This is a genomic window from Nocardioides xinjiangensis (assembly GCF_017916385.1).
In the GTDB taxonomy this organism is placed as follows: Bacteria; Actinomycetota; Actinomycetes; order Propionibacteriales; family Nocardioidaceae; genus Nocardioides; species Nocardioides xinjiangensis.
In genome coordinates this window covers 1,559,832-1,572,623 of sequence record NZ_JAFMSW010000001.1, presented here as the reverse complement: position 1 = coordinate 1,572,623, position 12,792 = coordinate 1,559,832, and the positions used below count along the sequence as shown (strand labels likewise).

The window sequence follows — 12,792 nt, the reverse complement described above, 5'->3', positions numbered from 1 at the left end:
GGGTGTCCGCTCCCTCTCGTCTCGGTCGGTACCCGGTGCGCCGCCGCATCGGGTCGGGGGCGTTCGCGACGGTGTGGCTCGCCCACGACGAGCACCTCGACTGCCCGGTGGCGATCAAGGTGCTCGCCGACAACTGGACGACCGACCTCCACATCCGCCAGCGCTTCCTCGAGGAGGGGCGCTTCCTGCGCAAGGTCGAGTCCCCGCACGTCGTGCCCGTCTACGACGCCGGGGAGCTGGCCGACGACCGCCCCTACCTCGTGATGGCGTACGCCGACCAGGGCACGCTGGCCGACCGCCTCGAGCTGTCCGCCCTGGAGCGTTCGCAGGCGCTCGCCGTGCTCGTGCAGGTCGGGAGGGGACTGAGCGCCCTGCACGACCGCGGCGTGCTGCACCGCGACGTGAAGCCGGCCAACGTGCTGTTCCGCACCGTCGAGAACGGTCGCGGGTCGCGGGTCGTCGCGATGCTCGGCGACCTCGGCCTCGGCAAGGCGATGGACATGTCGTCGCGGCTCACCATGGTCGGTGGCACCCCGACCTACGTCGCGCCCGAGCAGGCGCTCGGGGAGGGTCTCGACCCGCGGGCCGACCAGTTCTCCCTCGCGGCCCTGACCTACCACCTGCTGACCGGGCGGCAGCCGTTCGACCACAAGACGCTGGCCGCGGCCGAGGACCCCGCACCGCCGCCGCCCATGGGCGTCGACCCGGCCGTCGAGGCGGTCGTCCTGCGGGGGCTGGCCAAGGACCGGGAGTGCCGGTTCGAGGACGTCGAGGCCTTCACCGCGGCGCTCGCCGAGGCCATGGGCGGCCCGGTCGACGAGGCACCGCAGGCGTGGATCCCGGTCGATCCCGACCTCACCCGCACCGCTCCGCGCCCCGAGGGGACGGGTGTGGCCGACGGCCTGCCGGACCCGCCGGGCCCGCCGCGGCGCCGCCGCAGGTGGCCCGCCGCGGTGGCAGCGGTCCTCGCGCTCGCCGTCGGCGCCGGCGCCGGCTGGTCGGTCGAGCGCGCCGTGACGGCGGAGCGCACGGTCGAGGACGCCACGGGGACGCTGGCCGTCACGGTCCCGGAGGACTGGACCACCCAGGTCGACCCCGAGCAGTGGACCCCCGTCGACGGCCAGCGCGAGCAGCCGTCGCTCGCGGCCGGCACCCGGCCCGGCTGGAACAGCGCCGACGACCCGGCGCCGGGGGTCTTCATCGGGGTGCTCGCCGGCGACGAGCTCCCCTCGCGGGTGCCCCAGCACGCCGACTGCGCGGAGTCCCGCTCGCCGATCTACGACGAGAAGGAGGGGGACAGCTCCATGACGGTGGTCTTCACCGGCTGTCCCGGCGCCGACGTGACCGTCGAGCGCGTGATCCGGGTCAACCAGAGCCAGCTGCTCTGGGTGCAGGTCCGCAGCGAGGACCCCCGCACCGCCAACCGGGTGCTCGAGTCGGTGGACACCTTCGGCATCTGAGTGCAGGGCGCCGCCCGTCACCCCTCAGCCGCCAGTCGCCGACCCGTCAGCCGCCCGGCAGTCGCCGTCAGCCGAGCCTGATCCCCGAGCCCACCCGCGCGACGAGGTCGGCCATGCCGGCGTCGTCGACCTCGCGCCCGGTCACCGCGATCTCGACCTGAGCGTTGTCGGAGCCGGTGAGGTCCACCCACCGCAGGTAGCCGTGGCGCAGGTGGTTCGAGGTGACGTACGAGAAGTGCAGGCTGTCGGCGGTCTGGCCGAGGACCTCCACGTTGCTCTCGTCCTCGCGCAGCTCGTCGATCCGTCGGTCCAGGGTCCAGTCGATCGAGCGGCGGCTACTCAGCACCTGCTCCACCCGCATGACGTAGCCGAAGTCCGGCTGGTCCGGCGGGCGCCACTGCCACTCGTTGAGCGAGTTCTCGGAGAAGTCCCAGCCCACCGGTGCGAGCAGGGTCATCCGGAAGTCCCCGCTGCCGACGACCCGCCGCTCGAGCGGCAGGCCCGGGGCGAGCGGAGGGGTGGGCGGGTCGGGGAGGAGGTCAGGCACCGGGTCCACGGGCAGGCTCGGCGAGGCGGCCGCAACCGGAGCGGCCCTGCCCTCGGCACGCGGGTTCTCCCCGGCGAGCAGGGACGCACCGAAGCCGCCCGCTGCGCCGACGACGAGCAGCAGCGCGAGCACGGCCGTCCCCCGCCACGTCACGGCCGCCAATCTAGGCCATCCTCGCCGTGCCGGCGGGTGGGTGCGCCAGCCGACTGGGCAGCGGACGGATCAGTCGACAGGACGTCCGCCGGCGCCCCCCATGCCCTCGGCGACGCGGCGGATGAGGTCCCGGGTGCCCGGGACGTCGCGCTCGCGGCCGTGGACGACGATCTCGACGTCGGCCTGTCCGCTGGCGTCGAGGTCGAGCCAGCGCATGAAGCTGTGGCGGGCGTTGCCCTCGTTGCTCCGGTAGGTGTACTCCAGCGAGTCGGCGCCGCGGTCGACGATGACGACGTCCTCCTGCTCGGCGCCCAGGCGGTCGATGCGGATGTCGATCGCGTCCTCGATGGTGATGTCCTGGCTCTGGATCTGCTCCACGCGCATCACGTAGGTGTTGTTGGACGTGCCGGGCTGCTTCCACTTCCACTCGTTGGTGGCGTTGGCGTTCGTGCTCCACCCGACCGGAGCGGGGAAGGAGATCTCGAACTTGCCCGTGCCGACGGTCTCGGGTGCGAGCGGGATGCCGGGTCGCAGCGGCGGGTCGTCCGGGTCGGTCCTGTAGGGCCGGGGCGCCTCGACCGGCATCTCGGGCCGTTGCGCCGGGACCGGTGCGGGCACGCCGGTGCCGAGCGTGGTGTCGCGGCTCTGCGCGGACGCGGCGTACCCGCTCCCGGCGCCCACCGCCAGGAGCGCCACCAGCACCGCGGGCCCCCGCCACTCCACGCGCCCATCATGTCAGTCCGCCCGGATGGTCTGGTCCACGGACGACGACGGGTGCGCCGCTGCGCCGGTGGGCGCACCATCGGGGGATGCGGTCGCGGTGGGCACTCCGGGTGGGCCGTGCCTTCGACGGGGCGCGGTTCCGGCCGGGCGGTGCGACGGTCGTGGTCGAGGGCGAGCGCGTCGTGGGTGTGGAGGAGGCGTCGTTCGCCCTGCCCGGGGACGTGCCCGTGACCGACGTCGCGGGGACGCTCCTGCCCGGGCTCGTCGACTGCCACGTCCACCTCGTCGGGTCCGGCTCCTTCCCCGGTACGCCGGGGAGCCTGGAGTGGGCCGGCGGGGCGGCCGCCGACGCCGTCGACGCGGTCGTCGTCGCCAGCCTCCGCGAGCAGGTGGCCGCCGGTGTGACGACCGTGCGCGACCTCGGCGACGTGGCGTACCGGGCGCTGTCCCACCGCGGTCGCCACGCCGAGGGCCTGCCGCGCGTGGTGGCGGCCGGGCCGCCGGTGACGACCCCGCAGGGGCACTGCTGGTTCCTCGGCGGCGCCGTCGACGTCCACGACCCCGGTGCGCTGGACCGGGCGGTCGCGGAGCGGGTCGAGCGCGGTGTCGACCTGGTGAAGGTGATGGCGAGCGGCGGCTTCCTGACGCCCGGCAGCGACCAGCTGGGTGCCCAGTTCGAGGCCGCCCACCTGCGCCGCCTGGTCGACCGCGCCCACGCCGCGGGCCTGCGGGTCGTCGCCCACAGCCACTCGGTCGTCGGTGCGGAGGTCGCCCTCGCGGCCGGTGTCGACGGGATCGAGCACTTCACCTGCCTGGCGCCCGGTGGCGCCCACGCGCCCGAGGCGCTGCTCGACCGGGTCGCCGCAGCGGATGTGACGGTCTGCCCGACCCTGGGCAACGACCCCTCGCGGTTCCCGCCCGTGTCCGCGATGCCGCCGCACATCCTGCAGATGCTCGAGCGGCTCGGCATCTCCGACCGCGACGAGCACTTCGCCCGGGTCGCGGCCGGCTCGCTGCGGCTGCGCGAGCACGGCATCCGCGTGGTGTCCGGCCTCGACGCGGGGGCGATGCCCGCCAAGCCGCACGGGCACCTGTGGCGCTCCGTGGCCGAGCTGGTCCGCGGCGGCTGGCCGGTCGACGAGGCGCTCGCCACGGCGACGTCGGTCGCCGCCGCGGACTGCGGGGTGGAGGCCGGACGCCTGGCGGCGGGCCGGCTCGCCGACCTCCTCGTGGTGGACGGCGACGTCGCGGCGGACGTCACCGCGCTGTCCCGGCCGTCCGCGGTGTGGGTGGGCGGGGTCGCCGTCATGCAGTGACGGGCACCTCCTACGGTGGTCCCGTGCTGATCCGCAACACCCGCCTGGTGGCCCTCACCGACGCCGTGCCGGGGCTCGTCGACGTACGGGTCGACGACGGTCGCGTCGTCGAGGTCGGCCCGCGGCTCGCGGGCGACGAGGCCGTCCACGACGCCGGCGGGCGCTGGCTCATGCCCGGCCTCTGGGACCAGCACGTCCACCTCGGGCAGTGGACGCTGGCGTCCGCGCGGCTCGACCTCGGCTCCGCCCGGTCCAGCGCCGAGGCGGTGGCGCTCGTGCGTGAGCGGCTCGCTCAGTGGCCCGACCTGCCCGTCATCGGCTGGGGCCACCGGCCGACCGCCTGGCCCGACAACCCCGTGGTGTCCGACCTCGACGCGATCGCGACCGACCAGCCGATCGTGCTCATCGCCGGCGACGGCCACCACGGCTGGCTCAACACCGTCGCGCTGCACGCCCTGGCGCTGCCCATCCGCGAGAGCGTGGTGAGCGAGGTGGAGTGGTTCATGGCCTACGGCCGGCTGGCCAGCGTCCTCGGCACCGACGGCACCGGCCCCGACGCCTACCGCCGCTCGATGGAGGCGGCCGCCGCGCAGGGGGTGGTCGGGGTGGCCGACCTCGAGTTCAGCGGCGGCGTCGCCGACTGGCTCGAGCGGTGGTCCGGCGGCGCGGACCTCATCCGCGTCCGGCACGCCTGCTACGCCGACGGGCTCGACGACGTGCTCGCGCGCGGGCTGCGCACCGGCGACCCGCTCGGCGACGACCCGCGCCTGACGATGGGACCGCTGAAGATCATCAGCGACGGCTCGCTCAACACCCGGACGGCCTGGTGCTGCGAGCCCTACGCCGAGAAGGCCATGCCCGGCTTCGAGGAGGGCCAGCCCAACCAGACGCCCGAGGAGCTGCGCACCCTCCTGGCGCGCGCCGCCGCGGGAGGACTCCAGGTCGCCGTGCACGCCATCGGGGACCGCGCGGTGACCGAGGCGCTCGCCGCCTTCGAGGAGACCGGCGCTCGTGGCGGGATCGAGCACGTGCAGCTCACGACCCGCGACGACGTACGCCGGATGGCGCGGCTCGGCGTCCGTGCCAGCGTGCAGCCGGCGCACCTGCTCGACGACCGCGACGTCACCGAGCGGCTCTGGCCGGGTCGCGCCGAGCGCTGCTTCCCGCTGCGCTGGATGCTCGACGAGGGGGTCGAGGTCGTGCTGGGCTCCGACGCCCCGGTCTCGCCGCTCGACCCGTGGCTGGCCGTGGCCTGCGCCGTCCACCGTTCCGCGGGCGACCGCGAGCCGTGGCACCCCGAGCAGTCGATCACCGCCCGCGAGGCGCTCGCCGCCTCGACCGACGGCCGCGGCACGGTGTCCGTCGGCCACCCCGCCGACCTCGTCCTGCTGGACGCCGACCCGCTCGACGGCGGGTCCGACCGCGACCACGCCTTGCGGCTGAGGTCCTTCGCGGAGCACGTCGTGGCGACCTGGGTCGCCGGGTCGACGGCGTACGCGCGCGACTGAACTCGAGATGCCCGTCGAGCTGCTGTGCGTCCCCGGTCTGGGGCTGGAGGCCGCCGAGTGGCGAGCCGCCGGTGACGCGATCGGCCGGCGCGTCGGCGCTCGGCGTACGACGCTGCGGCCGCTGCCCGGCTACGGCCTGCGCCCGGGCGTGGGCGACGACCTCCGCCCGCGCGCCCTCGCGCAGCGGCTCGCCGCGGAGCTCCCCGAGCGCGCCGTGCTGCTCGGCCACTCCGCCTCCTGCCAGGTCGTCACCCGGGCGGCCGCGCTGGCACCCGGGAGCGTCTCCGCGCTCGTCCTCGTCGGCCCGACGACCGACCCCCGCGCCGCCTCCTGGCCCCGCCTGGCCGCGCGCTGGCTGCGCACGGCGGCGTGGGAGCGCCCGCACCAGGTCCCGGTCCTGACCCGCAGCTACTCGCGCACCGGGCTCGGGTGGATGGCCCGGGCGATGGAGGCCGCCCGTCGCGAGGACGTCCGCGCCGACCTCCGGTCGCTGACGTGCCCCGTCCTGGTGGTGCGCGGACGGCACGACCGCATCTGCCCCGAGGACTGGTCGGGCCACCTCGCCTCCCTCGCGCCCGACGGGTCGCGCGCCGTGACCCTCGCGCGCGGCGGGCACATGGTGCCCCTCACCCATCCCGACCTGCTGTCGGACGCCGTCGCGTCGTGGCTCCGCGCGAGCGGTGCGTGACGCAGGTTTTCGAGCTGCAGGAGGTGCCTCACGCACCGCTGGGCCGGGCGGAGGTCGTACGGCGGTGCGTGACGCAGGTTTCCGAGCGGCAGAAGCTGCCTCACGCACCGCTGGGCCGGGCTTTGCGCGAGCGGCGGTGCGTGACGCAGGTTTTCGAGCTGCAGAAGGTGCTTCACGCACCGCTGGGCCGGGCTTTGCGCGAGCGGCGGTGCGTGACGCAGGTTTTCGAGCTGCAGAACTGCCTCACGCACCGCTGGGCCGGGCGTGGGTCGTACGGCGGTGCGCGACGCAGGTTTTACGGCGGCAGAAGCTGTCTCACGCACCGCTCACGCCAGCGCCAGGGTCGCGTCGAGCACGAACGCCGGGTCCTCGAGCCGGTCGCCGTAGACCTCGCGCAGCTGCCCGACCCGGTAGCGGACGGTCTGCGCGTGCACGAACAGCTCCTCGGCGACCGCCTCCCGGCGCCCGTGGTGGAGCAGCCAGCTGCGCAGCGTGTCGGTGAGCTTCTCGGCGGTGGCGGGCCGCAGGTCCGCCAGCGGTGCCAGCACGCGGGCGCGGAGGTCCTCGCGGGCCGAGGGGTCGGCGGACAGCACGAGCGCGGCGAGGTGGTCGTCGGAGTCGACCAGGCCGTCGAGGCCGAGCGCCGCGCAGCGCAGCGTCCGGCGGTACGACGCCGCGGCCTCCAGCCAGGGCACACCCGGGCCCACGACCGCGTCGGTGCCGCGCAGCGACTGCAGCAGCGTGCGACGGGCGGTGGCCGACCCGGTGGTCGGGACGAGCAGCAGTGCGTGGCCATCGGGGAGGCCGGCCACGTCGTCGGTGGGCTGGAGGGTGAGCGGGTCGAGCGCGGTCAGGGCGTGGGACACCTGCGACTCCGGCAGCACCACCGCCGTCAGGGCGCCGGGCGGCACCCAGTCGGCGCGTTCGGCCGCGGCGTTGACGGCATCGGCCGGCGCGCCGGTGAGCAGGGCGCGGGCGAGGCGCTCGAGGTTGCGCTGGCGCACCCGCCCGCTGCTCTCCAGCTCGTCGGTGTGCCCCGCGACCGAGGCGGCGGAGAGCTCGTCGATGTAGGCGAACACGAGCTCGGCGAAGCGGGCCAGCTGGGCGGGAGCGATGCCCGCCCCCACCGCTGCGTCGGCCATGTCGCGCCACGCCACCCGGGCACCGACGCGGTAGGCGGCGAGCAGGGCCTCGACGGTCCGGCCGCTGCGCGCCTCGCCGCGGCCGAGCTGGTAGGCGCCCTCGATCGCCGGCGCCTTGGGGGCGTTGCCGTGCTGGCGGGTGGCCAGCGTCAGGAACCCGCCGAGCGCGAGCTGCACCGCGTTGCGGATCACCTCGCCCATCCGGCCGCTCAACGCGCCGGCATAGCTGGGCACCTCGTCGATGATGGTGAGGACGGCGCGGTCGGCGACCTCGGCCAGCTGCGCGCGCAACGCCTCGGCCACCTGCGCCTCCAACGCGACGACGGTGGGCAATTGTGTGGCCGGGCGCACGTCACGACTGGGCATCGCGTCTCCTGTGGTCGGTTTTGTTCGTGACGAACAAGAGTCTAGGCCCGATTCACGTGCCGGGACCATGAATGCGGCGTCCGGTTCGGGGAGATTGGTGTCATGAGCACGACTCTCGAGCCGCCGGTGCGCGGCAGCCGCATGCGCGACCACCTGGTCCGCGTCGCCGAGGCTGCCACGACCCCCTACCTGCCGGCCGACTTCCTCGACATCTTCGCCCCGCTCCGCTCGGGGGCCGACCTGCGCGGGCGCATCGAGCAGGTCATCCCCGAGACCGCCGACGCCGCCACCATCGTGATCCGTCCCGGCGCCGACTGGGCCGGCCACGTGCCGGGCCAGTACCTCCGCATCGGCATCGACGTCGACGGGGTGCGCCAGTGGCGCGCCTACTCCCTCACGCACGGCCCGCGCCGCGACGGCCGCATCTCCATCACCGTCAAGGCCGTGCCCGACGGCATGGTGAGCAACCACCTCGTGCGCGAGGCCCGCCCCGGCACCCTCGTGCACCTCGAGCAGGCGGCCGGCGAGTTCGTCCTGCCGCCCGAGGGCGGCAAGTTCCTCATGGTGACCGCCGGGTCCGGCATCACGCCGGTCATCGGCATGCTCCGCAACCTCTTCCCGAGCACCGACGAGGGCGTGCTGCGCCCGGCACGCAGCGCCGACCACGACATCGTCGTCGTCCACGTGGCGCCCAGCCACCCCGACTCGATCTTCATCCGCGACCTCGAGGCCCTCGACGCCGCGGGGGCGATCCGGCTCGTGGCGCGGTACGACGACCAGCACGGCGTCCTCGACGTCGACCGGCTCGGCGACCTCGTGCCCGACATCGCCGAGCGGGCGACCTTGGCGTGCGGGCCGGCCGGTCTGCTCGACGCGCTCGCCGCGCACCACGAGGCCGCCGGGCTCAGCCTGACCACGGAGCAGTTCCGCACCGCGCGGGTCGAGCCGGGCGAGGGCGGCACCGTCACCTTCACCTCGGGCACCACCCTCGAGCTCGACGGCGCGACGCCGATCCTCGACGCGGCCGAGGAGGCCGGGATGCTCATGCCCAGCGGCTGCCGCATGGGCATCTGCATGGGCTGCGTGATCCCGCTCCGCGAGGGCAGCGTCCGCGACCTGCGCAACGGCGCCATCACCACCGCCGTCCCCGGCGAGACCGGCGACCTCAAGGTGCAGACCTGCATCAACGCCGCCGCCGGCCCCTGCCACATCGACCACTGACCAGACGCCCGACCTCCCCGACACCCCCCAGGAGATCGCCATGACGACCATCCAGAAGAAGGCCGCGCTCCCCGGCCAGTCCAACCCCATCGCGCACTTCACCGAGGCCGACATCGAGCAGATCGGCTACGAGCTCGACGCGATCCGCCAGGAGGTCATCGACACCCGCGGCGCGAGCGACGCGGCGTACATCCGGCGCGTCATCGACACCCAGCGCAAGATCGAGCTCGGCTCGCGCGCGGTGCTGCTCTTCAGCGCCTTCCCGCCCGCGTGGGTGCTCGGCACCCTGGGCCTGAGCATCTCCAAGATCCTCGACAACATGGAGATCGGCCACAACATCCTCCACGGCCAGTGGGACTGGATGCGCGACCCGAAGATCCACTCCAGCACCTGGGAGTGGGACATGGCCTCGCCGGCCGAGCAGTGGAAGCACAGCCACAACGAGCTCCACCACACCTACACCAACGTCATCGGCAAGGACAACGACCTCGGCTACGGCATCATGCGCGTCGACGAGGACCAGACCTGGACGCCGGCGCACCTGGGCCAGCCTCTGTGGTGCTTCATCAACGCCGTGTTCTTCGAGTACGGCATCGCGGCCTACGACCTCGAGCTCGGTGCGGTCATCGCGAAGAAGCAGACCAAGGACCCGGAGTTCCGTCGCCGCGCCAAGCAGGTGCTGGGCAAGATCCGCCGCCAGGCCACCAAGGACTACGTCGTGCACCCGGCGCTGTCGATCCCGACCGGCTCGTTCCTCCCGACGCTCGCGGCGAACTTCACCGCCAACGTCGTGCGCAACCTGTGGTCCAACTCGGTCATCCTCTGCGGTCACTTCCCCGAGGGCGTGGAGACCTTCGAGAAGCGCTCGATCGAGGGCGAGACGAAGGGCGAGTGGTACGTGCGCCAGATGCTCGGCAGCGCCAACATCTCCGGCTCGAAGTTCCTCCACCTGATGACCGGCAACCTGTCGCACCAGATCGAGCACCACCTCTTCCCCGACCTGCCGTCCAACCGCTACGCCGAGATCGCCCCCAAGGTGCAGGCGCTGTTCGACAAGTACGACCTCACCTACTGCGCGCGTCCGCTGGTCCCGCAGGTCGCCTCGGCCTGGCACAAGGTCATCCGGCTCTCCCTGCCCAACGGCTGGCTCGCCACGACGAACAAGAAGAACGTGCCGCAGCAGCTCGGCATCCTCTACAAGATGGCCACGGGCGACCGTCGTACGCGCCGCCTGCTCGGCCGCAAGCTCGAGAGCGAGGCGCGGGCCAAGGCCGCCTGACTCCGACCGGCCAGCGGTCTGGACCTCCGTGAAAACACGGATGTATCAGGACCGCCTCGCGCGCATCCTTCCAGTCGTGAGCATCCGACACGGGGAGACAGCGATGAGCACGAGCACGGCAGGCACGTCGGGAGCGTCCCGATGATCCGCATCGGCTCCGTGGGGGAGCCGGCGCACGACGCCCGCCCCGAGGTGGCGCGGCCGTCACTGCCACGGCCGCGTGCCGCTGCGGACGTGGGGTCCGTGGCGCGCGCGCAGGCCGGCTGAGGTACGCGAGACCGGCAGCGCAGGGGGTCGCCGGTCCGTCACCGGGCCGGACGTCCGCGTGGGAGGGGTCCACGCCGGCGTCCGGCCCTCTGCCGTCTCCCGGACGGGCGTCCCGCGGGTCCGCGCGGGACCGAGGAAGGACCCGGCTGGTCTGGACCGTCTTCCGCAGACTTCCCGCAGGCTTCTCGCAGCCGGGGCTGCGTCCCCGCATCCGCTCCTAGTCTGCGTCCAGGCGGTCCGTGGGGCCCGCCGCGTGGGGACGAGAGGAGCCCGACGATGAAGAACCACACGGGCGACGGGTCGATCGACCTGAGCGCGCGCATCACCTCGCTCGAGCAGTTCCGCGGGTCGCTGGTCGCCCGGCCGCGGACCGGCGCGGGCCACGACGACGCACCGGCCGACGACGCGCCGCCCTCGCGCGTGCTGAGACCTCGCCGCGCGCGCGTCTTCCTGCGCGGCGGCGGGGGACTGGGCACCTTCGCCGAGCTCACCGTCACCGCGCCACGGCCCCGCGCGAGCGCCGACTGACCGGAGCGGCACGGCGTCGTGTGACGCACGCGTCGCGAAGCGGCCCGATGCGCCTCCGCTGAGCGGGGTCGCGCCTCGCCTACAGTCGCCCGGTGGTCTGGCTGGTCGGCGCGCTCCTGCTGCTCTGGCTCGCCTGGGGGCCGGTCGTCCTGCTCGTCGCCGCCGCGGCGCTCTGCGTCCCCCGCGTCCGCTGGTGGGCCCGCGACCGCGCGTACGTCAGCCGCCGCGGCGCCGCCCGGCTGGCGGGCGCCGCCGCCGTCCTCGCAGCCGCCGTCGTGGCGGTGCCCGACGGCTGGCTCCCGATCCCGCCGGCGCCGGGGGTGTGGGCCGGTCCGTCCTACGTCGGCCGCCCGGCCGTGCCGAGTCCGGTCGCCGCAGCGCCGACCCGCAACCCCCACCTCGCCGCGGAGGACCCCGCGGACCGGCCCGGCCCGCTCGGGCGCCAGCCCGAGGTCGCGACCGCCTGGTACGGCCTCGAGCGGTGCGGCCGGCTCGAGGTGACCTCGGCCGACCGCCTCGTCGCGCTCTGCACCGGACGCGGCGGCCAGAGCCTGCGGGTCGTGGACCCCGACTCCCTGCGGCCGACGGCCACGCACGAGCTGCCCGAACGCCCCGAGGGCTCCGCCTGCCCCGGCGACGTGGTCTACCTCGACGCCGCCGACCGGGCCGTCGTCGCCGCCGGCGACCGGCAGGTGCTGGCCGTGCGCACCGCGAGCAAGGGCGAGCCGGACCTCGCGCCCGACGCCACCTGGGACCTCAAGCCCTACGTGCCCTACGGCGACTGCCTGGTGGCGCTGGCCCCGGGATGGTCCGGTCGGGTCTGGTGGGCGTCGCGCGCCGGGCTCGTCGGCACCCTCGACCCGGCGAGCGGGCAGGTGGGCGTCGCCGACCTCGGCGAGCAGGTCCGTCGCGGCATCGCCACGGACGAGGCCGGCGCGTACGTCGTCACCGACGAGGCGCTCCACCGCCTGGTCGCCGCCGAGGACGGCACGCCGCAGCCCGTCTGGCGCACGGCGTACACCGGCTCCAGCGGCTCCGCCCCGGTCCTCCTCGACGGCGGGGCCGTGGCGATCACCGACGAGGCGGACGACCGGCTCGGCGTCCTCTTCCTCGCCCGCGACGACGGCCGCGAGCTGTGCCGCCAGCCGGTCTTCGACGACGGCGGCTCGACCGACAGCGACCTCGCCGCGCTCGGCGGCGGTGTCGTCGTCACCAACGACGGGGGGTACGCCTCACCACGCCGCACGTTGCTGGGCTTCACCCCCGCCCCGGGGGTCGCGCGGGTCGACCTCGCCGACGGCGGGTGCGTCGTCGCCTGGACCAGCGACACCGTCTCGCCGGGCTCCGGCGCCGTGGCCAGCCGCCCGAACGGCCTGGTCTACGCGTGGACCAAGCGGCCCTCGCTGACCGGGGTCAGCGCGTGGTACCTCACCGCGATCGACGCGTCCTCCGGGCGCGCCATGTGGGGAGTGCGGACCGGCACCGGCTCCCTCGCCCGCAGCGGCGGGTCGCGCATCACCCTCGGCAGGGACGGCTCCGCGTTCGTCGGCACGGCGGCGGGGCTGGTCCGGGTGCGCGACCGCAGCTGACGACG

The 12,792-nt window shown here is 74.7% G+C and carries 11 protein-coding genes; 8 read left to right on the top strand and 3 right to left on the bottom strand.

Going from position 1 to position 12,792, the window contains the following annotated elements:
• Positions 1-2 precede the first annotated feature (2 nt).
• Positions 3-1,460, top strand: coding sequence for a serine/threonine-protein kinase (locus J3P32_RS07470; RefSeq protein ID WP_210439188.1), 1,458 nt, complete (start codon positions 3-5; stop codon positions 1,458-1,460).
• A gap of 67 nt (positions 1,461-1,527) precedes the next feature.
• On the opposite strand, the gene J3P32_RS07465 is transcribed toward J3P32_RS07470, so the two are convergent.
• Both J3P32_RS07465 and J3P32_RS07460 read right to left on the bottom strand, forming a co-directional pair.
• The gene (locus J3P32_RS07465) at positions 1,528-2,160 is read right to left on the bottom strand and encodes a hypothetical protein (RefSeq protein WP_210439187.1); all 633 of its coding nucleotides are present in this window, start codon (positions 2,158-2,160) and stop codon (positions 1,528-1,530) included.
• Between the two features lie 69 nt (positions 2,161-2,229).
• A complete protein-coding gene (locus J3P32_RS07460) occupies positions 2,230-2,883 on the bottom strand; it encodes a hypothetical protein (RefSeq protein ID WP_210439186.1) in 654 nt (217 codons plus the stop codon).
• Positions 2,884-2,969: 86 nt separating this feature from the next.
• Between J3P32_RS07460 and J3P32_RS07455 the strand changes: the two genes are divergently transcribed.
• Genes J3P32_RS07455 through J3P32_RS07445 form a run of 3 tightly spaced genes read left to right on the top strand, consistent with a single transcriptional unit; the run spans position 2,970 to position 6,395 of the window.
• On the top strand, positions 2,970-4,199 hold the full coding sequence (locus tag J3P32_RS07455) for an amidohydrolase family protein (protein ID WP_210439185.1): 1,230 nt from the start codon (positions 2,970-2,972) through the stop codon (positions 4,197-4,199).
• 23 nt (positions 4,200-4,222) lie between these two features.
• The gene (locus J3P32_RS07450) at positions 4,223-5,707 is read left to right on the top strand and encodes an amidohydrolase (protein ID WP_210439184.1); all 1,485 of its coding nucleotides are present in this window, start codon (positions 4,223-4,225) and stop codon (positions 5,705-5,707) included.
• A gap of 7 nt (positions 5,708-5,714) precedes the next feature.
• Positions 5,715-6,395, top strand: coding sequence for an alpha/beta fold hydrolase (locus J3P32_RS07445; protein WP_210439183.1), 681 nt, complete (start codon positions 5,715-5,717; stop codon positions 6,393-6,395).
• A gap of 326 nt (positions 6,396-6,721) precedes the next feature.
• Here J3P32_RS07445 and J3P32_RS07440 read toward each other — a convergent pair whose 3' ends face one another.
• Complete coding sequence (locus tag J3P32_RS07440) at positions 6,722-7,903, bottom strand: PucR family transcriptional regulator (protein ID WP_210439182.1); 1,182 nt, start codon at positions 7,901-7,903, stop codon at positions 6,722-6,724.
• 102 nt (positions 7,904-8,005) lie between these two features.
• On the opposite strand from J3P32_RS07440, the gene J3P32_RS07435 reads away from it, so the two are divergent.
• From J3P32_RS07435 to J3P32_RS07420, 4 genes are all read left to right on the top strand, one after another.
• Positions 8,006-9,124: a ferredoxin reductase gene (locus tag J3P32_RS07435; protein ID WP_210439181.1), complete on the top strand. Its 1,119-nt coding sequence runs from the start codon at positions 8,006-8,008 to the stop codon at positions 9,122-9,124.
• A 40-nt stretch (positions 9,125-9,164) separates the two neighbouring features.
• Positions 9,165-10,403, top strand: a complete 1,239-nt coding sequence (locus J3P32_RS07430; RefSeq protein ID WP_210439180.1) for a fatty acid desaturase family protein — start codon at positions 9,165-9,167, stop codon at positions 10,401-10,403.
• 543 nt (positions 10,404-10,946) lie between these two features.
• Positions 10,947-11,198: a hypothetical protein gene (locus J3P32_RS07425; protein ID WP_210439179.1), complete on the top strand. Its 252-nt coding sequence runs from the start codon at positions 10,947-10,949 to the stop codon at positions 11,196-11,198.
• A gap of 92 nt (positions 11,199-11,290) precedes the next feature.
• The gene (locus tag J3P32_RS07420; RefSeq protein ID WP_210439178.1) at positions 11,291-12,787 is read left to right on the top strand and encodes a PQQ-binding-like beta-propeller repeat protein; all 1,497 of its coding nucleotides are present in this window, start codon (positions 11,291-11,293) and stop codon (positions 12,785-12,787) included.
• Positions 12,788-12,792: the final 5 nt, after the last annotated feature.

Excerpts from the sequence above, each read along its gene's own strand:
- J3P32_RS07455 (WP_210439185.1), top strand. The coding sequence starts at position 2,970 with ATGCGGTCGCGGTGGGCACTCCGGGTGGGCCGTGCCTTCGACGGGGCG.
- J3P32_RS07445 (WP_210439183.1), top strand. The coding sequence starts at position 5,715 with ATGCCCGTCGAGCTGCTGTGCGTCCCCGGTCTGGGGCTGGAGGCCGCC.
- J3P32_RS07440 (WP_210439182.1), bottom strand. The coding sequence starts at position 7,903 with ATGCCCAGTCGTGACGTGCGCCCGGCCACACAATTGCCCACCGTCGTC.
- J3P32_RS07435 (WP_210439181.1), top strand. The coding sequence starts at position 8,006 with ATGAGCACGACTCTCGAGCCGCCGGTGCGCGGCAGCCGCATGCGCGAC.
- J3P32_RS07430 (WP_210439180.1), top strand. The coding sequence starts at position 9,165 with ATGACGACCATCCAGAAGAAGGCCGCGCTCCCCGGCCAGTCCAACCCC.
- J3P32_RS07425 (WP_210439179.1), top strand. The coding sequence starts at position 10,947 with ATGAAGAACCACACGGGCGACGGGTCGATCGACCTGAGCGCGCGCATC.